This window comes from Cupriavidus pauculus (assembly GCF_002858765.1).
Taxonomy (GTDB): Bacteria; Pseudomonadota; Gammaproteobacteria; order Burkholderiales; family Burkholderiaceae; genus Cupriavidus; species Cupriavidus pauculus_B.
The window spans coordinates 35,407-58,158 of sequence record NZ_PJRP01000005.1 but is presented as its reverse complement, the minus strand read 5'-3'; the positions used below and the strand labels follow the sequence as shown (position 1 = coordinate 58,158).

The following is a 22,752-nucleotide window of genomic DNA, read 5'->3' as shown; positions in this document are numbered from 1 at the left end:
CCAGGAGAAAGATGATGCCGTCAACGCAGACGGGGTTGCCGGACCCGCGCGGCCCAATCACCCTGGCAGGTTTGCTCGACGCAATGGGCCGGTATCGCTGGGCCGTTGCCGCCATCGTGCTCGCATGGCTCATGGCTGGCGCACGCTTCGCCTTCCTGGCGCAGCCCGTGTACAAGGCTGACATGCTGATCCAGCTCGATGACGGGGCCACGTCGTCGTCGGCGCGAGGCTGGCTGGGCGATGTGGCGGCCTTGTTCGACATCAAGTCGTCAGCCTCCGCGGAAGCGCAGATCATTGCCTCGCGGCTGGTGGTGACGCGCGCCGTGGACGTTCTGCAACGCCATGTCGACATCGCACCCAGGCGCCTGCCGCTGATCGGTGAACTGGCGACCAGCGTGGACGGTGCAAGCGGGTGGCCGGGCTGGCTTGGGCTGTCGGGCTACGCATGGGGTAGTGCGACAGCGAAGGTGGCGAGCTTCGAGGTGCCGTCGGTCCTGGAAGGGCGCCCCTTCAGGCTGATTCGGATCTCGGCGCGGACGTGGCAGTTTTCCGGCCCTGGCCTGGCCGTTCCCGTGCAAGGAGAGATCGGCGTCGAACGGGTGGTCGCATCCAGCGCGGGAGACATTCGGCTGCTGGTGTCGGCGCTGGATGCGGCACCGGGCACCCCGTTCACGCTGTACCGCAGGTCGCGTCAGAAGGTTGTCGACGAAGTGCGCAGCCTGCTGGCGGTACAGGAGCGGGTCAAGCAGTCGGGCATGATCGTTGCCACGTTGAAGGGGCACGATCCCGGGCAGGTTGGCGCCTTGCTGCGCGAGATCGGGGCGCAATACATCCGGCAGAACGTGGAGCGCAAGGCGGCGGAAGCCGCGCAATCGCTCGATTTTCTGGACGTTCAACTACCCAAGCTGAAGCAGCAGCTCGAACTGGTACAGGATCGGTACACGACGATGAACGTCGATTACGGCATCATCGATCTGCCAGAGGAGGTCAAGCTGTCGCTCAAGTCGGCGGCCGATGCCCAGACCAAGCTGATGCTGCTGCTTCAAAAGCGCGACGAACTGGCCACCCGATTCACCAGTGCCCATCCGGCCATGGTCGCCATCGCGCGGCAGATCGCCGCCGTGCGCGAGCAAAAGCAGGGCCTGGACCATACAGTGAAGCGGCTCCCGGCGCTGCAGCAACGGGCCGCGGAGTTGAAGCTGGACATGCGCGTGGCGACCGACCTCTACACCGTGCTGCTCGGTAGCACGCAGCAACTTCAGCTGCTGAAGGCGGGGCGTGTTGCCAGCGCGCGGATCGTCGACGTGGCCATGACGCCGGATACGCCCGTGCGGCGCAACCGGGTGGTCATGATGGTCGTCGCGTTGCTGGGCGGTCTGATCTGCGGAACGGGCTTTGCCTATGTCATGAGCTGGCTGCTGGGCGCGGTCTCCGAGGCCGACGACATCGAGGGTGCCCTGGGCATCGGCGTGCTGGGCACGATGCCGCAGTCAGCGCAGCAAAGCCGGCTGGTCGCGACAGCCGAAAAGGGGCAGCAGCGATTGCTGGCACTGGCAGCGCCATCCGATCCGGCTATCGAAAGCCTGCGCAGCCTGCGTACCGCACTGATGCTCTCGAACGCCAGCCGGGACAAGAATGTTCTGATGATCACCGCAGCGGAACCCAGTGCGGGGAAGTCCTTTCTGGCGGCCAATCTCGCGGCTGTACTGGGTGCGAGCGGGCAGCGTGTGCTGCTGGTAGACGCCGATGTGCATCGCGGGTATCTCCATGAGAGCTTCGGGGTGCCGCAGTCGCCGGGGCTTTCGGATTTTCTGGCTGGCGAGGTCAAGCTCGATGACATCGTCCATGCCGGGCCGGCGCCAGGCGTGGATTTGATCACGGGCGGCACCATGCGGGCGCAGGCGGACGACTATTTCATCGGTGCCGGGCTTGCGCCCGTGCTCGATGCATGCCGGGCGGACTATGCCTGGATCATCGTCGATACGCCTCCGATTCTGGCGGTGGCCGACACAACGATGCTGACTCGGCATGCGAATGTGCTGTGGCTGGTTGCCCGTGCCGGACAGTCGCGCCTGGGCGACCTGCGCGAATCCTGCAAGCGGCTGAGAGTCTGCGGGCTGGCGCCGACGGCCGTCATCCTGAACGGCGTGGTGCAGCGGCTGGGTCGCTACGGCGCGACCTATTGCACATATGGCGGCTATCGCGCCGAGAGGGGGAGCTGAAGCGCCCGCTGATTTGCACGGACGCAGAGGCTGGAGCCCGGTGTCAAGTCCTGACATAGGTTGACAGCTTTTTTGGCTGCGGCCGGCCCCTATTGGGCCAAGGCAACCGACGCCCGATGGATCTCATCGGGCGTTTTGTATTTCAGGGCCTGATGCGGCCGTTCCCGGTTATAGATCCGGACAGACTCCCTCACCATGCGGGTCGCTTGCTGCAGGTCATTTGGTCGGTTCAGCAGGAATTCGCCCTTGAGAATGCCGTTGATGCGTTCGGCCAAAGCGTTCTGGTAGCAGTCGTAGCCGTCGGTCATCGAGCAGGTCAGGCCATGCCGCTCGTGGATGGCCTGGTAGTAAGTGGAGCAGTATTGAATTCCACGGTCCGAATGGTGTATCAGTGGTTGCCGCGTCTGGCGCGAGCGCAGTGCCATCTTCAGCGCTTGGCTCACCTGCTCGGTCTGCAGGCTGTCATGGACGTGGTAGCCCACGATCTTTCGCGAGTAGGCGTCCGTGACCAGGCTCAGATAGACCGTCTGCCGGGCGGTGGGAAGGTACGTAATGTCGGCAACCCAGACTTGTTCGGCCGCATTGGGCACTACCTTCTGCGGCCCATCCTTGAGCAGGTTCGGGTGGCGCCGGAAGCGGTGATGGCTGTGTGTGGTCTTGTGATAGGCCCGAAGCGGCTTCACCAGCAGCCTGGCCGCACGCAGAACGTCGAACAGCCCGTCACGGCCCACCCGGATATCCGCCTTCTCCAGCGGAGTTCGCAAGACCTGCTGCAGCTTGCGAGTGCCCATGCGTGGCTGGCGCAGCCGCACCTCGGTGACCAAGGCGCAAATACTGGCATCCCGAGCGGTCTGCTTGAGTTCGCTGTGGCGACGCTTGTAGTACGCCTGCCGGCTGATGCCAATGTAACGGCAAGCCCTGCTAACGCTTAGCCCTTGGACGAGCTCTTGCGCGAGGACTTGCCCGAAGGCTTTTTTACCATGCGAACCCCGTGCTCCTTCTGGATCACGTCGATCACCGCTTCGAACAACCGCGCTTTCTCCTGCGCCTCGCGCAACTGGACCTCCAGTTCCTTGATACGCTGCTCCGGCGTGCCCGGCTTGGTCTTGTCTTGATTTTTCATCGTGGCGTACCGGGCGCCCTGTGGCAACGAGCCGCTCCAGTCCTGCAATCCGTACTTGCGCAACCATACCAGCACTGTGGACCGCCCCTGGATTCCGTACTTGTGTTGCGCCTGCTTGTACGTCAGTTCGCCTTTTTCTACTGCCTCCACCACCGCCAGCTTAAAAGCCAGCGTGTAGTCACGTTGGGTTCGCTTCCGATCCGCCTCCAAGGCACTCTCCTCATCACTGCAAGAAAAGTGTCAACCTTATTCAGGACGAGTCACGGCCAACAAAAAAAGCCGCACAATTCGTGCGGCTTTTTTGCGGATGGCGCCGGATGTCCGGCGCGGACCGGTTGGGCAACCTCAGAACACTTCCCACCAGGACTTGTCCTTGCGGCGCTCTCCGTACTTGATGAAATCGCTGTTCGGGTAGTTGCGTTCCATCACGCGGGCCGCGTCGTCACGCAGATCCTTCATGCCCAGCGCATCGTACGACCGCACCATGATATACAGCGCCTCCTCGTTGGCCGGCGCGCCATCGTAGTCCTTCAGTGCCTGCTGCGCGCGGTTGACGGCGGCCAGGTAGGCGCCGCGGCGGTAGTAATAGCGCGCGGCGTGGACTTCGTGCTGGGCCAGCGCATTGACGATGTACTGCATGCGCAGCGTGGCGTCAGGCGTGTACTTGCTCTCCGGATAGCGCGTGACCAGGGTCTGGAACGCATCGTAGGCCGCACGGGCTGCCTTCGGGTCGCGTTCGCTGAGATCCTGGCCCGAGAATCGGCCCAGCCACCCAAGGTTGTCGTTGAAATTGATCAGGCCCTTCAGGTAGTAGGCGTAATCGATGTTCGGATGGCTCGGGTGGAGCTGGATGAAGCGATCCACCGCAGCCAGTGCGGCGGCGGTCTCGCCATCCTTGTAGCTGGCGTAGGCGGTATCGATCTGCGCCTGCTGGGCATAGCGGCCAAACGGATAGCGGCCCTCGAGCTTTTCGTACAGCTTGACGGCGCGCGTATAGTCGCCGCCATCGAGGGCATCCTTGGCTTCCGAATATAATTTGTTGGCCGACCAGCCAGCCGTTTCGTCAGGCTGGTCTCCCAGCAGGCCGCATGCCGATAGCATGACGCATCCGCCTGCGAGCAAAACCGCTCCAATTTTCGCGCGCCAGTTCGCGCGTTTGATGCTCTGCAATTGCATGGGCAACCTGTTCCGGATGAAAAAAAATAGCGCCAAGCATTATAGCCGAAGCCCCAAGACCGAAGCCGGTCTGGAACGCCACACCGAAAAAGCCGACGTGACGGACGAGGAATCCGAAGTCTTCGACGACCATTTTGACGATGGCGACGACGACGCAGAGGCCAGTAGCGAATTCAATGACGAGGTGCCTGCTACGGCGCCTGCGGCGCCTGATCTGGTGCCACTGTATCTGGAAGTCGATAGTGCCGCCCATGGCGAGCGCCTCGACAAATTGCTCGCGCGGCACTTCAACGAGTTTTCGCGCAGCCGTATCCAGCAGTGGATCGAGGACGGCGCCGTACGCGTAGACGGCGAGCCCAGCCGCGCCAAGGCGTCGGTGCAGATGGGGCAGCAGATCGAGATTCACCCCCAGGCCGCGCCGGAATCGATGGCATTCACTGCGGAGGACGTGCCGCTGGACGTGGTGTACGAGGACGACGCGCTGCTGGTCATCAACAAGCCGGCCGGCCTGGTGGTGCATCCGGCTGCCGGCAACTGGAGCGGCACCGTCCTCAATGGATTGCTGCATCGCGACGCGCCCGCTGCGCGCCTGCCGCGTGCGGGCATCGTGCATCGGCTCGACAAGGAAACGTCCGGCCTGATGGTGGTGGCGCGCACGCTGACCGCGCAGACCGACCTGGTGCGGCAGTTGCAGGCCCGCACGGTCAAGCGCACGTACCTTGCCCTGGTCTGGGGAGAAACCCCCGACGAAGGCACGATCGACGCGCCGATCGGCCGCGATCCGCGCGAGCGCACGCGCATGGCCATCGTGCATACCGCCAGCGGCAAGCCGTCGCGTACCCACTTTGAAACGCTCGGCACGGTGCCGCTTGGCCGCTCGAAGGTATCGATGGTGATGTGCCAGCTCGAAACCGGGCGCACGCACCAGATCCGCGTGCATTTCGAGTCGATTGGCCACCCGCTGGTGGGGGATCCGGTCTACCACAAGGCGACGCAGCGCGGTCAGCGCCCGGCCGTCCGCGTACAGCTGCCCGTACCGTTCACGCGCCAGGCGCTGCACGCATACCGGCTGGGGCTGCTGCATCCGGTCACGGGTCGCAAGAAGTCGTGGGAGGCAGAACCTCCCGAAGACCTGCAGGCGCTGATCGATGCGCTCGACTTCGATCAGTATGCCCAGGAAGACGACGAGGACGAGGGCGAGCCCGAGTGGTACGAAGGGGAGGCAGACGACGATGACGATTGACCCGATAACTGCTGGCCCGAAAGCCGATGCCGACGCCGATATGTCGGCCTGGATCGTCCCCGATTGGCCGGCACCCACCCGGGTGCGCGCGCTGTCCACCACGCGGCCTGGCGGCGTGAGCGCAGGGCCGTATGGCCTGGCGGATGGCAGTGCCGGGGGGCTCAACCTGGGCACCCACGTTGGCGACGATCCGTCCGCCGTGGCCGCCAATCGCGCCCGGCTGGCCACCCACTTGCCAGCCATGCCGCGCTGGCTCGAACAGGTGCACGGATGCGGTGTGGTCACCGCCGACGACGCTGGCGAGGGCGACGATGTGCCGCGCGCCGATGCCAGCGTGAGTACCGCACCCGGACACGTTTGCGCCATCATGACGGCCGACTGCCTGCCCGTGCTGCTTTGCAACACGGCGGGGACAGTGGTCGGGGCCGCGCACGCCGGCTGGCGTGGGCTGTGCGATGGCGTGATCGAGGCCACGTTGGCGCGCATGGCCGCCCGTGCCGGCGCCCCGGCGCAGTGGCTGGCCTGGCTCGGGCCGGCGATCGGGCCCGATGCCTTCGAGGTGGGTGCCGAGGTACGCGACGCGTTTCTGCAGCAGGCGTTGCCCGATGAGCACGCGTCGGTGGCGGCGGCATTCGTCGCGGGGGCGCCAGGCAAATTCCTGGCCGATCTGTATGCACTGGCACGCATTCGTTTGGCGCGCGCCGGCTGCACCCACGTATTCGGCGGCAATGCCTGCACAGTCAGCGATGCCGACCGTTTCTACTCCTACCGCCGCGACCGCACCACGGGCCGCATGGCCACGCTGGTCTGGCTGGCCGACTAGGACCCGACGCCGCCGTCGTCCGGAAGCCGCGCCGGCTGTGCTGTCGCGGCTTCCGAGGTTTCGCGGGCCTCCTCCGCCTTGCGCCGGCGTCGCCGGCCCGGCGTTCCCATGATGTACATCACGATCGACACCGGAGCCAATCCGTACAGCAGGAACGTGGCCACGCCCGCGAGGACGCTGGTCTCGGTGATGGCCATCATCAGGGCGACGTAGAGCCAGCCAATTGCCACGATATACATCAGGCTTTCATCTTTCTCGAATAGAGGGGTGGACCGGCCCGGCAACCCGCGCCAGCATTACCGTCCGGTAGGTCGGACTTCACTTCTTTGGCCCCTGCACGGCAATGCCGATTTCCGCATTGACAGTCTCTCCATTGCAAGGCAACAATGCCTCGAAATGTATCGAAACCGAGGAACGATTCCAGGGTTTCGCCGGCAAGCATAGCGTAAGAGCCAAGCAGCCCTGTGCAGCTTGCGGACGCAACCCGGATACGGGGCGGGTCGGGAGACAGTTACCCCGAGCCCGTCATCCACTACGACAGGCAGAGAGACGACGACATCATGGCGACCGGCAAAGGTGCGGCAGCTTCCGGCAAGGAAGACAAGTCCCAACCGTTTCAATTTGCGCCGGGGCCATTCGATCCAGCTGCATGGCTGGAATGGTCCCGTCAGTGGACACCTGAAAGCAACGGCGAGATGCCGGCCGGTTTCCCGGCGGGCCTGGCCGGCGCATTCCCCGGCGGCTTTCCTGGCGGCGATGCTTTCGCCAAGGCGTTCCAGCAGGCATTTCCGACTGGCGGAGCGAACGGCGCGCCCGTGAAGATCGCGCCGGACCAGCTTGCCGGCATCCAGCAGCGCTATCTGAAGGACTTTGCCGAGCTTTGGCGCGAAATGGGCGAGGGCGCCATGACCGCCAACGGCGATCCGGCCGGCAACGGCAATGCCGGCGCCAGCGAACGCCTGTCGGATCGCCGTTTCGCCAGTCCTGCCTGGCGCAACAACGCGCCGTACCGCTATACCGCCGCGTTCTACCTGCTGACGGCGCGCGCCATGATCGAACTGGCCGATGCCGTGGAAGCCGACCCGAAGATGCGCCAGCGCATCCGCTTCGCGGTCTCGCAATGGGTCGACGCCATGTCGCCGGCCAACTTCCTGGCCACCAATCCCGATGCCCAGCAACGCCTGATCGAGTCGGGCGGCGAATCGCTGCGCAACGGCGTGCGCAACATGCTGGAAGACCTGGGGCGCGGCAAGATTTCGCAGACCGATGACAAGGCCTTTGAAGTGGGCCGCAACGTGGCCGTCACCGAAGGCGCCGTGGTCTACGAGAACGAATACTTCCAGCTGCTGCAGTACAAGCCGTTGACCGACAAGGTCTACGCGCGCGCGCTGCTGCTGGTGCCGCCGTGCATCAACAAGTACTACATCCTTGACCTGCAGCCCGAAAGCTCGCTGGTGCGACACGCCGTGGAAAACGGCCATACGGTCTTCCTGGTGTCGTGGCGCAATCCCGATGCCTCGATGGCCGAGCGCACCTGGGATGACTACATCGAGCATGCGGCCATTCGTGCGATCGAGGTGGCGCGCGATATCAGCGGCCAGGACCAGATCAACGTGCTGGGCTTCTGCGTGGGCGGCACCATCATCTCGACGGCGCTGTCCGTGCTGGCCGCGCGCGGTGAACGACCGGCCGCCAGCCTGACACTGCTGACCACGCTGCTCGATTTCGCCGATACCGGCATCCTCGATGTATTCGTCGACGAGGCGCATGTGCAGCTGCGCGAGGCCACGCTGGGCGGCGCGGCCGGTGCGCCGTGCGGGCTGCTGCGCGGTGTCGAACTGGCCAACACGTTCTCGTTCCTGCGGCCGAACGACCTGGTCTGGAACTACGTGGTGGACAACTACCTGAAGGGCAATTCGCCGGTGCCGTTCGATTTGCTGTTCTGGAACGGCGACGCCACCAACCTGCCGGGGCCCTGGTACTGCTGGTATCTGCGTCACACCTATCTGCAGGACGAACTCAAGGTGCCGGGCAAGCTGACCGTCTGCAATGCCCCGGTGGACCTGGCATCGATCGACGTGCCGACCTACATCTATGGGTCGCGCGAAGACCATATCGTGCCGTGGACGGCTGCCTATGCATCCACCGCGCTGCTGAAGAACAAGCTCCGCTTCGTGCTGGGTGCCTCTGGCCATATCGCCGGCGTGATCAATCCGCCGGCCAAGAAGAAACGCAGTCACTGGACCAACGACGCGTTGCCGGAATCGGCCCGCGAGTGGCTGGCCGGCGCGCAGGAGCAACCGGGCAGCTGGTGGCCCGACTGGATGGCCTGGCTGGGCAAGCAGGCAGGCCCGAAGCGCGCGGCGTCCAACACGCTGGGCAACGCCCATTACCAGCCGGTAGAGCCGGCACCTGGCCGCTACGTCCAGCAGCGCGCCTGATTTCCATGCGGGCTGGCCGTGGCGGCCGGCCCGGTTTTGAACCGATCCGCGATTCGCTTTCTCGAAAGGACCTCAAATGACCGATATCGTCATTGTTTCCGCAGCTCGTACCGCAGTTGGCAAGTTCGGTGGCTCCCTGGCAAAGATTCCGGCGCCGGAACTGGGCGCCCTCGTGATCAAGGCCGCGCTCGAGCGCGCTGGTGTGAAGCCGGACCAGGTCAGTGAAGTGATCATGGGCCAGGTGCTGACGGCGGCTTCGGGCCAGAATCCGGCGCGCCAGGCATCGCGCAAGGCCGGCCTGCCGGACATGGTGCCCGCCATGACCATCAACAAGGTGTGCGGCTCGGGCCTGAAGGCCGTGATGCTGGCTGCCAACGCCATCATCGCCGGCGAAGCCGAAATCGTGGTGGCCGGCGGCATGGAGAACATGAGCGCCGCCCCGCATGTGCTGCCGGGTTCGCGCGACGGTTTCCGCATGGGCGACACCAAGCTGGTGGACTCGATGATCGTCGACGGCCTGTGGGACGTCTACAACCAGTACCACATGGGTATCACGGCCGAAAACGTGGCCAAGGAGTACGGCATCACGCGCGAAGCCCAGGATGAGTTCGCGGTGGCGTCGCAGAACAAGGCCGAGGCCGCCCAGAAGGCGGGCAAGTTCGACGAGGAAATCGTCCCGGTGCTGATTCCGCAGCGCAAGGGCGACCCGGTGGCCTTCAAGACCGACGAGTTCGTGCGCCAGGGCGCTACGCTGGACAGCTTGGCTGGCCTGAAGCCTGCTTTCGACAAGGCCGGCACGGTGACGGCCGCGAATGCCTCGGGCCTGAACGACGGCGCTGCCGCCGTGGTGGTGATGTCGGCCGCCAAGGCCAAGGAACTGGGCCTGACGCCGCTGGCCACGATCAAGGCGTACGCCAACGCCGGCGTGGATCCGGCCGTGATGGGCATGGGCCCTGTGCCGGCCAGCAAGCGCTGCCTGTCGCGCGCCGGCTGGGGCGTGAAGGACCTGGATCTCATGGAAATCAACGAGGCCTTCGCCGCCCAGGCGCTGGCCGTGCACAAGGAAATGGGCTGGGACCAGTCGAAGATCAACGTGAACGGTGGCGCCATCGCCATCGGCCATCCGATCGGTGCGTCGGGCTGCCGCATTCTGGTGACCCTGCTGCACGAAATGAAGCGTCGTGACGCGAAGAAGGGCCTGGCCTCGCTGTGTATCGGCGGCGGCATGGGCGTGGCGCTGGCAGTCGAGCGCTGATTGCAGGAGGGGTATGCCGGCGGCGCGTGCCGAGGAACGTCTGGCCGCCGGTATCGACACAGACCTGAGCATCGATAACAACGATCGAGCGAGCCAACTAGGAGTGGATATGACTCAGCGCATTGCATATGTGACCGGCGGCATGGGTGGCATCGGAACCGCGATTTGCCAGCGCCTGGCCAAGGACGGATTCAAGGTGGTGGCGGGTTGCGGCCCGAACTCGCCGCGCCGGGAGAAATGGCTCGAACAACAGCGCGCACTCGGTTACGAGTTCGTGGCGTCCGAGGGCAACGTGGCCGACTGGGATTCGACCAAGACCGCTTTCGACAAGGTCAAGGCCGAAGTCGGCGAGGTGGACGTGCTGATCAACAACGCCGGCATCACGCGCGACGTGGTCTTCCGCAAGATGACGCGGTCCGACTGGGACGCCGTGATCGATACCAACCTGACGTCGCTGTTCAACGTGACCAAGCAGGTGATCGACGGCATGGCCGACCGTGGCTGGGGCCGGATCGTCAATATTTCGTCGGTGAACGGCCAGAAGGGCCAGTTCGGCCAGACGAACTATTCGACGGCCAAGGCTGGTCTGCACGGCTTCACGATGGCGCTGGCGCAGGAAATGGCCACCAAGGGCGTGACCGTGAACACCGTGTCGCCCGGCTATATCGCCACGGACATGGTCAAGTCCATCCGCCAGGACGTGCTGGACAAGATCATCGGCACGATCCCGGTCAAGCGCCTGGGCGAGCCGGCTGAAATCGCGTCGATCTGCGCCTGGCTGTCATCGGAGGAATCGGGCTTTTCGACCGGCGCCGACTTCTCGCTGAATGGCGGTCTGCACATGGGCTGACGCCGGCGGCGCTGCGCTGGGGTGCCGCGTTGATGCGGCGCATCCAGCGCAGTGCACAAGCGGATATTCCGGGCCGATTGATCGGCGCCAGGAAAAGGCCGCCCGCATGCCACTTGGCGCGCGGGCGGCCTTTTTTTCAGGCCTTTTCGGTGTGCGAGGGCGGTTTGCTGCGGGTTTTCCTTAAACCTGCCGTCTTTCCATAGTGCTTTCTTGAGCATAGAATCAGGGCAATGGCGCAACCGGCACCAAAGAAGAGCGCTCTTCACGGGTCTGGTCCGGTTGTATCTTGCGCGCCTGCGGCGTCGATCCCGCCGGGACGACGCGTCCATTGCGCACTGCACCGCATGCGGTGCAGCAGCGTTGCGACCAGGCGCAGCAGCGGATGCCAACCGCCGGCATCAGCGACGACAAAAGGATAGAGCACCGATGGCCACGACCAAAAAAGGCGCAGAGCGACTGATCAAGAAGTATCCCAATCGCCGGCTCTACGATACGCAGACCAGCACCTATATCACGCTCGCGGACGTCAAGCAGCTGGTCATGGATACCGAGGACTTCAAGGTCGTCGACGCAAAGTCGGGCGAGGAACTCACCCGCAGCATTCTGCTGCAGATCATTCTGGAAGAAGAAACGGGCGGCGTGCCGATGTTTTCGAGCGCCATGCTGTCGCAGATCATCCGTTTCTATGGCCATGCCATGCAGGGCATGATGGGCACCTACCTGGAAAAGAACATCCAGGCCTTCATTGACATCCAGGGCAAGCTCGCCGAGAACTCGAAGGGTCTGTATTCGGGCGAGGCGTTCAGCCCTGACATGTGGTCGCAGTTCATGAACCTGCAAGGCCCGATGATGCAGGGGATGATGAGCAACTACATCGAACAGAGCAAGAACCTGTTCGTACAGATGCAGGAACAGATGCAGAACCAGGCCAAGAGCATGTTCGGCACGTTCCCGTTCAACCAGCCGGACAAGAAGTAAGCGATCTGATCGCGCTTCGACGACAGGCCCTGCAAGATGCAGGGCCTTTTTCGTTGTGCGACAGCGACGAGATGTTGTGGATGTCTGGCAAATTGCCACATTGGTGATGCACTCCCTGAATGGCGATAACCTCTGCAAGGCTTGTGTGGTCCAATCGGCCAAGCCCTTAGCACGGGGTACTCGCTGATCCTTATTTTTCGCTGCACGATGGCACCACAAACGCATGCGCAAGCGCTGTGCGGGCTGCCGTCGGGCCGAACTGGAGGCACATCCATGTCAAGCCAAGCCGCTACGTGGGGCCTAGCGCCCGACCATGGCGAATCGCCGCAAATCACCAATGTCCTGGAGTTCGCACTCGGTCTTTACGGCCAGATGGCTCATATCCAGCGCGAAGTCGGTGCGCTGTCGGCGGCCCAGCCGGGTATCGGGGAGCGGATCGATGCCACTCAGGTGCTGGTCGGCGCAGCCGAAACCCGTTTGGGCGCGCAGATCCTCGACACCGAAGCAAGACTGGGCGACCGGATCCGCGAGTCGGAATCCCGCATGACTCGGGCACTGGAGACGTCGGAGGCCAGAGGCGAATCGATGATCGCCAGGGTGCTACAGGAGATTGATGCCCGTTCCGAGGCGCGTTTCAGCCGGATGGAAGCCCGATTCGACACGATCGACGCGAAATTCGAGATCGTGGACGCCAAATTCGATGCCATCGACGCCAGATTCGACCAGATGGACGCCAGAATGGACAAGATGGACGACCGGTTCGACAAGGTCGACGACCGGTTCGATAAATCTTATGCGCGGGTGGCCAGGCTGGAAGAAAACCTTGGCGAACGCATCCAGTCCACCAACGACAGGATTTCAGCCTTGAAAGACCGGCTCAACAAGGTGTTCTGGGTGGCGTCAGGTGGGGGCATCGTCCTCGGTCTGGCAGTGGGCTGGAAGCCGATCATCGAGCGGATGGGCGGCCTGGCTGGCCTGTGAGGGCGTGGTTTGCATGCCATTTGGTCAGGCCATGCGCCAACACCTGCCGATCGGGGTAAAATCTCCGCCTTTCATGGCATATGACGGCGCCCGGCAGGCTCGCCGCCTGCCACTAGACCAGCGCGGCGCACCACCGGGGACGGTAGGGCGCGCCCAGATCCCACATTCGCGGTGCCCCATGTCGTCTGAAACCAATCTCTCCAATCCTGCGCCGAAAGTCGGCTTTGTTTCACTTGGCTGCCCCAAGGCCCTGGTCGATTCCGAGCAGATCATCACGCAGCTGCGTGCTGAAGGCTATGCCATCAGCGGCACCTACGACGGTGCCGACCTGGTGGTCGTGAACACCTGCGGCTTCATTGACGAGGCGGTGCAGGAAAGCCTGGATGCCATTGGCGAGGCGCTCACCGAGAACGGCAAGGTCATCGTGACCGGCTGCCTGGGCGCCAAGAAGGATGCGGCGGGACAGGATATCGTGTCGTCGGTGCATCCGAAGGTACTGGCGGTCACGGGCCCGCATGCGTTGGGCGAAGTGATGCAGGCCGTACACGCGCACTTGCCGAAGCCGCACGATCCCTTTACCGATCTGGTGCCGGCTGCAGGCATCAAGCTCACTCCCAAGCACTACGCCTATCTGAAGATTTCGGAAGGCTGCAATCATCGCTGCTCGTTCTGCATCATCCCGTCCATGCGAGGCGACCTGGTGTCGCGCCCGGTGGCCGAAGTGATGCTGGAAGCCGAGAACCTGTTCAAGGCCGGCGTCAAGGAACTGCTCGTGATTTCGCAGGACACCAGCGCCTACGGCGTGGATGTCAAATACCGCACGGGCTTCTGGGACGGCCGGCCGCTGAAGACCCGCATGACCGAACTAGTGGCGGCTCTTGGCGAACTGGCCAGCCAGTATGGCGGCTGGGTACGGCTGCACTATGTCTACCCGTATCCGCACGTCGACGAGATCATTCCGCTGATGAATCAGGGCAATGTGCTGCCGTATCTGGATGTGCCGCTCCAGCACGCGCATCCCGATGTGCTCAAGCGTATGAAGCGTCCGGCCAACGCCGAAAAGACCCTGGATCGCATCCGTGCGTGGCGCGAAATCTGCCCCGAACTGACTATCCGTAGCACGTTTATCGCCGGTTTTCCGGGCGAAACGGAAGCCGAATTCCAGACGCTGCTCGATTTCATCGCTGAAGCCGAGCTCGATCGCGTGGGTTGTTTCGCCTATTCGCCGGTGGAAGGCGCAACCGCCAACGACCTGGCCGGCGCGCTGCCCGACGAGGTGCGCGAAGAGCGCCGTGCGCGGTTCATGGAGGTGGCCGAGGCCGTTTCGGCGCGCAGGCTCCAGCGTAAGGTGGGGCAGACGCTGCGGGTGCTCGTCGACGAGGTGAATCAGGACGGCGGCATTGGCCGTTCGTCCGCTGACGCTCCGGAGATCGATGGACTGGTCTATATCGACCCGGCCGCCAAGCCGTCGCAGCGCTTCAAGACCGGTGACTTCGTTAATGTGAAGATTACGGGCGCCGACGGCCACGATCTGTGGGGTGAAATCGCCTGACCGACTGAATCGGCGTCGGGGCCGGACGGGCGGGCTGCAAGTGTGCCTGTCCAGACAATTAGGTAAAAGTACGGTCGTTCGCTTTTGCTTGGCGACGACTATACTGTGCGCCGCAACATAACGCATGGAGACGAGACATGACGCGTGAAGTGGTGGTTGTCAGCGGTGTGCGCACCGCAATTGGTACCTTTGGCGGCAGCCTGAAGGACCTGGCCCCGACCGAACTGGGTGCGCTGGTGGTGCGCGAGGCATTGGCTCGCGCCAACGTTTCCGGCGACGACGTCGGTCACGTCGTGTTCGGCAACGTGATCCAGACTGAGCCGAAGGACATGTATCTGGGCCGCGTGGCGGCCGTGAACGGCGGTGTTTCGATCAATGCGCCGGCGCTGACCGTGAACCGCCTGTGCGGCTCGGGCCTGCAGGCGATCGTCAGCGCCGCACAGTCAATCCTGCTGGGCGATGCCGATGTCGCGATTGGCGGCGGGGCCGAAAGCATGAGCCGCGCGCCGTATCTGGCGCCGATGGCCCGCTGGGGCGCGCGCATGGGCGACGCCAAGCTGGTCGACATGATGCTGGGCGCGCTGCACGATCCGTTCCACTCGATCCACATGGGTGTGACGGCCGAGAATGTCGCGAAGGAATACGATATTTCCCGCCAGCAGCAGGACGAAACCGCGCTGGAATCGCACCGCCGGGCGTCGGCCGCCATCAAGGCTGGCCATTTCAAGGACCAGATCGTTCCGGTCACGCTGAAGTCGCGCAAGGGCGATGTCGTTTTTGATACCGACGAGCATGTGCGCCATGAAGCAACCATGGACGACATGACAAAGCTGAAGCCCGTCTTCGTCAAGGAAAACGGCACGGTCACGGCTGGCAATGCCTCGGGCCTCAACGACGCCGCAGCAGCGGTGGTGCTGATGGAGCGGGCAGAAGCGGAGCGCCGCGGATTGAAGCCGCTGGCGCGTCTGGTGTCCTACGGTCATGCCGGCGTGGATCCGAAGACGATGGGGATCGGTCCCGTACCCGCCACCAAGATCGCGCTGGAGCGTGCCGGCCTGTCGGTCAAGGATCTGGACGTGATCGAGGCCAATGAAGCGTTCGCCGCGCAGGCCTGTGCCGTGACCAAGGCCCTGGGCCTGGATCCGGCCAAGGTGAATCCGAACGGTTCGGGCATTTCGCTGGGCCATCCGATTGGCGCCACGGGCGCGCTGATCACCGTGAAGGCACTGCACGAACTGCAGCGCGTTCAGGGTCGATACGCACTGGTGACGATGTGCATCGGCGGCGGTCAGGGGATCGCCGCGATTTTCGAGCGCGTTTAACGTCACATTGCGCGCCATTGCCCAGGAAGCTGTCTTGCCTCGTTTTGTCCTGTCCCACCTGTTGCATTCGATGATCGTTGCCACAACGCTGGCGCTTCCGGCAGCTGCCATGGCTGCCGGAGACGATTTGTCGACAGGGGACGGGCAGGGCGGCGGCAGTTTCGGCATCAACGACGCCATCCGCGCGGGCGAAGCCAAGCGCGGGGCGTCGCTGTCGACGGGGCCGGTGCGCATGCTCCCTCCGCGACAGGAATACGCGCACTATCCGACCTACGTTGGCACCGTGGGCGACAAGCAGGTGCGGATGCGTATCGCACCAAAGACCGATACGCGGGACAGCCTGCAGGGCGAGTATCAGATCGGCGACGCCAAGGGTGTTCGCTTGCTGTCCGGGGAGTGGGATAGCGGTACCTTCCTGATGGAAGAGTCGGACGATGGCACGCGTGTGTCCGGCAACTGGGAAGGGCAGATCGACCGGAACGGTGCGGTGCGCGGCACGTGGACCGATGCTTACAATCCGGCGATCGTCCTGCCTTTTTTCATTCGCCCGTTTGGCGGACATCTGGTGATTCCCCCGTTCGATATGACCCCCGGCAGCGGCATTACCTACGCGCCGCCGCCGCCGAAGTCTTCTATCTCGACGGACAAGACCCGCTAGCACGACTGCGCCACATCGCGTGGCGCGCGCGGCATTTACTGGTAAGCTCGGACGCCTGATCCGAATTTTTCAGGGAATACGCCGTGTCTGCTTCCGACTCGTCCCGCAACCCCCCTCGCTATATCCAGACCACCGCGGTCCAGCCCGAACTGGATATCGCGCCGGGTTTCGACTCTTTTTCCACGCCCACGTATCGCGGCTCGACAATCGTCTTCCGGAATCTTGCTGAACTGCGCGCTTATGGTGATCGCAGCAAGACGTACTGGCGCTACGGCCTGCACGCCACGCCTACCAGCGAGGCGCTGTGCCAGCAACTGGCGCAGATCGAAGGTGGCCGACACACGTTGCTGCTGCCATCGGGCATGGGCGCAATCTCGCTGGTGTACTTCGCCTTGCTGCGGACTGGCGACGATGTGCTTGTCCCGGACAATGTTTATGGCCCGAACCGCGACCACGGCGAATGGCTGGCGCGCGAATTCGGCGTCACGGTGCGCTACTACCATCCGTCGATAGGTGCCGGTATCGCTTCACTGATCCAGCCCAATACGCGACTGATCTGGATGGAAGCGCCGGGCTCCGTGACGATGGAAGTGCCTGACAGCGAGGCCATCGTCTCTGCCGCACGGGCGCGTGGCGTGCTGACCGCCATCGACAATACGTGGTCTGCCGGGGTGTATTTCAAGCCATTCGAGAAAGGTATCGATATCTCGGTGCAGGCACTGACGAAGTACCAGTCCGGGGGCAGCGACGTCCTGATGGGCGCCGTCATCACGCAGGACGACAAGGTGCATGACCGCCTCAAGCGCACCCGCATGATCATGGGCTGGGGCGTGTCGGCGGACGATTGCTTCCTGGTGCTGCGCGGACTGGCCAGCATGCCGGTGCGCCTGGCCGCGCACGACCGCGCGGCGCGCGAAGTTGCCGAGTGGCTCAAGCAGCGTCCGGAGGTGACCCGCGTATTGCACCCGGCCTTGCCCGATTGCCCGGGCCACGCGGAGTGGCTGCGCGATTTTTCCGGCGCCAGCGGGCTGTTCTCGATCATTCTGCATGACCGTTATTCGCGCGAGCAGGTGGATGCGTTCATCGAGGCCCTGAGGCTTTATGCGATTGGCTGGTCCTGGGGCGGCGCGCATAGCTTGGCGCTGCCGTATCACATTGACACGATGCGGCCGGCGGACACCTGGCCGCCGGAAGGCTGGACGAACGCCGGGGAACTGGTGCGGCTGTACATTGGCCTGGAAGACACGCGCGACTTGATCGGCGATCTGAAGCAGGCGATGGAAGCCTGCCTGCGCTAGCCGCCGGCGCCGTGCAGCAAAAAGCCCCGCTATGGCGGGGCTTTTTATTTGTGGGCCAGGCGTTGGAACCGCCCTTGCAAGCCAATCAGGCTGCGTCGGCCTTACGCATTGTCGCCTGCGGCGCAGCCTGTGCCGTGGTGCCACGCGTTGCCCAAACCGATTCCGCCGGGCCATTCTGCGCACGGCGCTGGGTGACACGGGCCAGCGCGACGTAGCCGACTGCCATGGCAATAGCGCCAATATCGAAGCCGGCGATGACCCAGCGGCCATGAAGCGCGGCGGCAAAGAGATGGTCGCCCGTCAGAACCCAATTGGAAAGCGGCACGGCCAATGTTGCGAGTGCGGCCACGTAAAGCAGCTCCACGGCGGCACGAATCGGCGGCCGGGCCAGCGCCCACGCCGCGGCGAGTGCGAACACCGGCCAGAAGACATAGCTGACGGCGCGGTCCGGCCACAGCAGGGCGGCCGGAAAGCACAGTGCCACACCAATGCAGGTGCCGATGCAAACGCCTACCGTGGCCTGGGCAAGCAGCTTGTGCACGCGCGGCTGTTCGGCCTGGCGAGACTTGCGGCGCGTCTCGATCCACAGCAGGTTGCCGGAGTAGAACAGGAACGCACCGGCCAGCCCGGCAACAAGATAGACGAACCGCACAGCCAGGTCGCCATAGGTGCCATAGTGCAGCGCGAACATGGCGCTGTAGATCATGTGATTGGTGTCGCGCGCGCCGGCCGTCTGGTTGGCGATCAACTGGCCTGCATTGGGCTCATTGGCCGCCGCGTGGATACCCACCGCGCCGCCGTTGCCCAGCGCGCGGGTGCTATCGCCTCGTACTTCGGCCACGGCGTTGGCATCGCCATAGCGCTGAAACCGGATGGCGCTGGGGGTGAATCGCTCGCCGCCGTGTTCCCGTGCAATGGCCAGCAACTGGGCCGACGACATCGTCGGCGATGCGCGGCCCGAGGCCGTGACTTCGGGTGCGGCGCCCGTGACGCGCGGCACCGCCTCGAACAGCTTGCCGTCGAAGGTCAGCATGTTGAACACCATGACCATGACCAGCGACAGGCAGAAGAAGGCCCCGGTGATGGCAAAGATCAGGTGGAAGGGCAGGCTGAACAGGCCCAGCACATTGTGCGTGTCCATCCAGAAGCGCTTCAGGTTACGGCCCGGCCGCACCGCGAACAGGTCTTTCTTCAGACGGGGCAGGTGCAGGATCACGCCCGATACGAGGGCGAGGCCGTACAGCACGGAGATGATCCCCATGAAGTACATGCCATTGATGCCAAGGCCGAGCGAGTAGTGCAGCGCGTTCAGGAACGCCGACAGCTCGCCAGTCACGTGGTCGAGCGACGTGTTGTTCTGCGCCGCCTTGTCGCCGCTCAGGCGCTCGCCGTTCATCGTGTGCCATGCACCGGCCTTGTCCTGCCAGTAGGCGTTGAAATCCGGCTCTTCCTTGCTGGGCAGGCCAACGTAGACGCTGTTGGCTGCGTCCGGATGCACCGCGACCAGCTTTTGCACGAAGGCGTCGATGGCAGGGCCGTCCACCTGGACTTCGGTGCCGTGATGGCCCTCCAGGCGTGCCGGGTTCTGCCAGACGTGCAGTTCATGGTGGAAGACGGTGATCGCGCCTGCGAAGAAGGCGATGAACAGCGCCCAGCCGGCCATCAGGCCGACCCAGGTATGGAGCGTATTGAAAACGCGCAGGGTATTGGGTTTCATGCGAATGCCTCGGTGGCCGGATCAGTGCCCAGACAGGGTCGACAGCGTCGATGCCGGCGGCATCGCGTGCATCAGGCGGACCGCCCACAGGATGCCGTAGCAAACCAGGTTGCCCCCGATCAGCCACAGCCAGGCGGCGCGGCTGGTCTGGAACAGCAGGCTCAGGCTGATGATGGTCACCCACAGCACGAAGCTCAGGACGACGGCCAGCAGGATGCCGCTTTCCCAGCCGGCCGGCAGCCACAACACGCCGAGCGTGCACAGCGCGACAGCCAGCGGCAGGCCCAGCAAGGCGCCGGCGAGCCACTTGGTACCGATCATGATGGGCTCCCTTCGCCCGGCATGTCGTCGTAGCGCTTGTGGTGGATCCAGGTGCCGAAGAACGGCCAGGCGGACAGGCAGCAGGTCAGGGTGACCAGCGTTGCGGCGATCGCCACGGGCCAGCCTTCGGGGATGCTCATGACCCACGTGCCACCGATGGCGAGGACGACGCCCAGCCAGAACAGCAGCCGGGGCGGCAGCGGTGCGCGGCCGTTGTTGTCGGCATCCACGCACAGCACCTGGTTGGGCGCGGACAGGTAAAGGCACGCGGCGGCGGCCAGGGATAGAAAAACGGCTAACGCTTGCATGCGTCGGGCGACCGAGGGGACGATGTTACGGGAAAGGAATAATAATAATGATTCGCATTTGATTTCACAAGGAAATCAAGGCGTTAACGGACTATTCGGTACAGCTGTGACCGAAATGCGAATGACGGAAATGTAATGTGACAGTCGCGGTGAAATGTGCGCGAAAGACCTCCCGGCAGCGCCGGGGGCAATAGCGGGCACCGCGAACGGGTGCCCGGCGGGGAGCCGATCAGTGCGGGAACAGGTTCAGCAGGCCGTCCAGTCCCACGTGGTTGAACGCGACGCTGGCTTGCGCCCGTACCACGGGTTTGGCCCGGAAAGCCAACGACAGGCCCGCCACGGCCATCATCTTGAGGTCGTTGGACCCGTCGCCCATGACGATGGCCTGCGACGGATCTGCGCCAATCTGCTCGCAGACTTCCCGCACCGTGCGTGCCTTGACGTCGGCATTGACGATTTCGCCCACCACGTTGCCGGTCAGCTTGCCGTCGACGATTTCCAGCGTATTGGCGCGCGTGAAATCAAGCTTCAGGCGCGGCTTGAGCTGGTCGGTGAAGTGCACGAAGCCGCCCGATACCAGCAACGTCTTCATGCCCAGCGCCTGGACCGTCTGCAGCATGCGTTCCGCGCCCGGCGACAGCTTCAGGCGCTCGGCATAGACGCGATCGAGCACGCTGGCGTCCAGCCCCTTCAGCAGGGCCACGCGGCGGCGCAGGCTTTCATTGAAATCGGTGATCTCGCCTCGCATGGCGGCTTCGGTAATGGCCGAAACCTCGGCCTTGAGCCCGCAGAAGTCGGCGATTTCGTCGATGCACTCGATCGTGATCAACGTGGAATCCATGTCCATCGCCACCAGTCGGAAGTCCGACAGCTTGCGGCCCGCCGGCACCACGGCCCAGTCGATGCCACGTTCACCGCACACGTCATCCAGGGCATCGCGCAGCGCCGGGGTCAGCGGGTTGCAGTGTTCGGCGGCCGCCACGTTGTCGGCGCGCAGCGCCAAATCAGAGGCATTGGCCACCGTGCGTACGGCGTCGAGGTCGGCGGCGGACAGCGGGGACAGGCTTTGGAGAATCAGGGGCATGACAGCAGGAATCCGGGCGATGCGGGGAACGGTGCGAAAAAGTGCGAAAGCGTGCGTAGGCGTGCCAACGCGTACGGAAGGGCGCCGCAGACGCGATAGGGCAAGGGCCGTATTGTACTGTGCCCTTGCCCCCTGGCTGCGCCTGGTCGCGGGCGATCAGGCCACGCGCAGGCTATCCACCACCTTGTGCAGAAACGCCTCGCATGCGGCCAGTTGGTCCAGCGCGACGAATTCGTCGGGCTTGTGGGCCTGCTGGATATCGCCGGGGCCGCACACCACGGCCGGAATGCCGGCGCGCTGGAACAGGCCGGCCTCGGTGCCGTAGGCCACCTTGTTCGTGTCGCGGTCGGCGGTCAGCGCGCGCACGAGCTGGGTGATGGCATCCGATTCGGCGGCGTCCAGCGACGGGGCTGCGGCAATCTTGCTGATCGCCATGCCGGCGTCCACGTTCTCGGCACGCATTTTTGGCACCAGCACATCGGCCACGTACTGCTGGATGCGGGCCAGGATCGCTTCAGGGTCCACGCCGGGCAGGTTGCGGAACTCGAACACGAACTCGCATTCGGCCGGGATCGTGTTCAGCGCGATGCCGCCGTGGATCGTGCCGGTGGATGCCGTCGAAAACGGCACGTCGAAGGCCTGGTCGTACGGGCCGTTGGCCTTGAACTCGTCGGCGATGTCGCGGATGTAGCAGATCAGGCGCGCCGCGTACTCGATGGCGTTGACCCCCTTCGGCGTCAGCGACGAATGGGCCGCCTGGCCCTTCACGCAGCAGCGATAGGCGTTGATGCCCTTGTGCGCCACGATCACGCGCATGCTGGTCGGTTCGCCCACGATGCAGCCCGCCGGCCTCACGCCCCGGTCACGCAGTTCGGCCAGCAGGTAGGGCGCGCCCATGCAGCCGATCTCCTCGTCGAACGACAGCGCGTAGTGCACCGGCTCGCGCAGCTTCGCGTCCAGGATGGTGGGCAGCAGTGCCAGGCTGGTGCCGATGAAGCCCTTCATGTCGCAGGTGCCGCGGCCGTAGAGCTTGCCGTCGCGAATCACGGGCTTGAACGGGTCGGTGGTCCAGTTCTGGCCGTCCACGGGCACCACGTCGGTGTGGCCGGACAGCACGATGCCGCCGTCGGTGGCGCCGTTCGCGGCCGGAATCGTCACGAACAGGTTGGCCTTGTCGCCCTGTGGGTTGTAGCTCAGATGCGGGCGCAGACCCTTGGCCAGAAAGTGGTCGCGCACGGATTCGATCAGCCCCAGGTTCGAGTGACGCGACGTGGTGTCGAACGACACCAGGCGCTGGGTCCAGTCCAGGGCGCTGCCGCGTTGCGGGGTTTCGGTGTTGGCGTTTCGGGTGTCGGCGGCAGCTTGCATGGGAAGGTGAAACAGTTGATTCGTCAAGGATG

The 22,752-nt window shown here is 64.2% G+C and carries 20 protein-coding genes; 12 read left to right on the top strand and 8 right to left on the bottom strand.

The window, feature by feature from the left end; all coding sequences use genetic code 11:
- Positions 1-11: 11 nt before the first annotated feature.
- The gene (locus CYJ10_RS12940; protein ID WP_257993293.1) at positions 12-2,222 is read left to right on the top strand and encodes a GNVR domain-containing protein; all 2,211 of its coding nucleotides are present in this window, start codon (positions 12-14) and stop codon (positions 2,220-2,222) included.
- Positions 2,223-2,311: 89 nt separating this feature from the next.
- Here the strand turns inward: CYJ10_RS12940 and CYJ10_RS12935 are convergent.
- Both CYJ10_RS12935 and CYJ10_RS12930 read right to left on the bottom strand, forming a co-directional pair.
- Positions 2,312-3,555, bottom strand: a protein-coding gene (locus tag CYJ10_RS12935) for an IS3 family transposase (protein ID WP_219621416.1) whose coding sequence is annotated in 2 segments (ribosomal slippage) — positions 2,312-3,199 and positions 3,202-3,555 — 1,242 coding nt in all. Because the reading frame shifts where the segments join, the coding sequence is not laid out codon by codon here.
- A gap of 135 nt (positions 3,556-3,690) precedes the next feature.
- Positions 3,691-4,521 carry an outer membrane protein assembly factor BamD gene (locus tag CYJ10_RS12930; RefSeq protein ID WP_101681911.1) on the bottom strand — a complete coding sequence of 277 codons (831 nt, stop codon included), beginning with the start codon at positions 4,519-4,521 and terminating at the stop codon, positions 3,691-3,693.
- Between the two features lie 16 nt (positions 4,522-4,537).
- Here CYJ10_RS12930 and CYJ10_RS12925 point away from each other — a divergent pair, with 16 nt between their 5' ends.
- Positions 4,538-5,764, top strand: coding sequence for an RluA family pseudouridine synthase (locus CYJ10_RS12925; RefSeq protein WP_101682127.1), 1,227 nt, complete (start codon positions 4,538-4,540; stop codon positions 5,762-5,764).
- Positions 5,754-6,587 carry a peptidoglycan editing factor PgeF gene (gene pgeF / locus CYJ10_RS12920; protein ID WP_180862923.1) on the top strand — a complete coding sequence of 278 codons (834 nt, stop codon included), beginning with the start codon at positions 5,754-5,756 and terminating at the stop codon, positions 6,585-6,587. The genes CYJ10_RS12925 and pgeF overlap by 11 nt, the downstream gene beginning before the upstream one ends.
- On the opposite strand, the gene CYJ10_RS12915 is transcribed toward pgeF, so the two are convergent.
- Entirely contained in the window at positions 6,584-6,826 is a 243-nt protein-coding gene (locus CYJ10_RS12915) for a hypothetical protein (RefSeq protein WP_101681909.1), read from the bottom strand. The genes pgeF and CYJ10_RS12915 overlap by 4 nt on opposite strands.
- 321 nt (positions 6,827-7,147) lie before the next feature.
- Here CYJ10_RS12915 and phaC point away from each other — a divergent pair, with 321 nt between their 5' ends.
- The 9 genes from phaC (at position 7,148) to CYJ10_RS12870 (ending at position 17,922) form a co-directional block, all read left to right on the top strand.
- Positions 7,148-9,028: a class I poly(R)-hydroxyalkanoic acid synthase gene (phaC, locus tag CYJ10_RS12910; protein ID WP_101681908.1), complete on the top strand. Its 1,881-nt coding sequence runs from the start codon at positions 7,148-7,150 to the stop codon at positions 9,026-9,028.
- A 76-nt stretch (positions 9,029-9,104) separates the two neighbouring features.
- Positions 9,105-10,283: an acetyl-CoA C-acetyltransferase gene (locus tag CYJ10_RS12905; protein ID WP_101681907.1), complete on the top strand. Its 1,179-nt coding sequence runs from the start codon at positions 9,105-9,107 to the stop codon at positions 10,281-10,283.
- Positions 10,284-10,392: 109 nt separating this feature from the next.
- A complete protein-coding gene (locus CYJ10_RS12900; protein ID WP_101682126.1) occupies positions 10,393-11,133 on the top strand; it encodes a 3-ketoacyl-ACP reductase in 741 nt (246 codons plus the stop codon).
- Between the two features lie 426 nt (positions 11,134-11,559).
- The gene (gene phaR, locus CYJ10_RS12895) at positions 11,560-12,111 is read left to right on the top strand and encodes a polyhydroxyalkanoate synthesis repressor PhaR (RefSeq protein ID WP_101681906.1); all 552 of its coding nucleotides are present in this window, start codon (positions 11,560-11,562) and stop codon (positions 12,109-12,111) included.
- A 273-nt stretch (positions 12,112-12,384) separates the two neighbouring features.
- Positions 12,385-13,092 carry a hypothetical protein gene (locus CYJ10_RS12890; RefSeq protein WP_101681905.1) on the top strand — a complete coding sequence of 236 codons (708 nt, stop codon included), beginning with the start codon at positions 12,385-12,387 and terminating at the stop codon, positions 13,090-13,092.
- Between the two features lie 178 nt (positions 13,093-13,270).
- A complete protein-coding gene (gene rimO, locus CYJ10_RS12885) occupies positions 13,271-14,644 on the top strand; it encodes a 30S ribosomal protein S12 methylthiotransferase RimO (protein ID WP_101681904.1) in 1,374 nt (457 codons plus the stop codon).
- A gap of 137 nt (positions 14,645-14,781) precedes the next feature.
- The gene (gene bktB, locus CYJ10_RS12880; RefSeq protein ID WP_101681903.1) at positions 14,782-15,966 is read left to right on the top strand and encodes a beta-ketothiolase BktB; all 1,185 of its coding nucleotides are present in this window, start codon (positions 14,782-14,784) and stop codon (positions 15,964-15,966) included.
- 70 nt (positions 15,967-16,036) lie between these two features.
- Positions 16,037-16,624: a hypothetical protein gene (locus CYJ10_RS12875; RefSeq protein WP_101681902.1), complete on the top strand. Its 588-nt coding sequence runs from the start codon at positions 16,037-16,039 to the stop codon at positions 16,622-16,624.
- Positions 16,625-16,707: 83 nt separating this feature from the next.
- Positions 16,708-17,922 carry a cystathionine beta-lyase gene (locus CYJ10_RS12870; protein WP_101681901.1) on the top strand — a complete coding sequence of 405 codons (1,215 nt, stop codon included), beginning with the start codon at positions 16,708-16,710 and terminating at the stop codon, positions 17,920-17,922.
- A gap of 85 nt (positions 17,923-18,007) precedes the next feature.
- On the opposite strand, the gene CYJ10_RS12865 is transcribed toward CYJ10_RS12870, so the two are convergent.
- The 5 genes from CYJ10_RS12865 to argE form a co-directional block, all read right to left on the bottom strand.
- Positions 18,008-19,639 carry a PepSY-associated TM helix domain-containing protein gene (locus CYJ10_RS12865; RefSeq protein ID WP_101681900.1) on the bottom strand — a complete coding sequence of 544 codons (1,632 nt, stop codon included), beginning with the start codon at positions 19,637-19,639 and terminating at the stop codon, positions 18,008-18,010.
- Positions 19,640-19,660: 21 nt separating this feature from the next.
- On the bottom strand, positions 19,661-19,960 hold the full coding sequence (locus CYJ10_RS12860; protein WP_101681899.1) for a hypothetical protein: 300 nt from the start codon (positions 19,958-19,960) through the stop codon (positions 19,661-19,663).
- Entirely contained in the window at positions 19,957-20,268 is a 312-nt protein-coding gene (locus CYJ10_RS12855; protein ID WP_101681898.1) for a hypothetical protein, read from the bottom strand. The genes CYJ10_RS12860 and CYJ10_RS12855 overlap by 4 nt, the downstream gene beginning before the upstream one ends.
- Positions 20,269-20,497: 229 nt before the next feature.
- Positions 20,498-21,352, bottom strand: a complete 855-nt coding sequence (gene serB / locus CYJ10_RS12850) for a phosphoserine phosphatase SerB (RefSeq protein ID WP_101681897.1) — start codon at positions 21,350-21,352, stop codon at positions 20,498-20,500.
- A 156-nt stretch (positions 21,353-21,508) separates the two neighbouring features.
- Positions 21,509-22,720, bottom strand: coding sequence for an acetylornithine deacetylase (gene argE / locus CYJ10_RS12845; protein ID WP_101681896.1), 1,212 nt, complete (start codon positions 22,718-22,720; stop codon positions 21,509-21,511).
- Positions 22,721-22,752 lie beyond the last annotated feature (32 nt).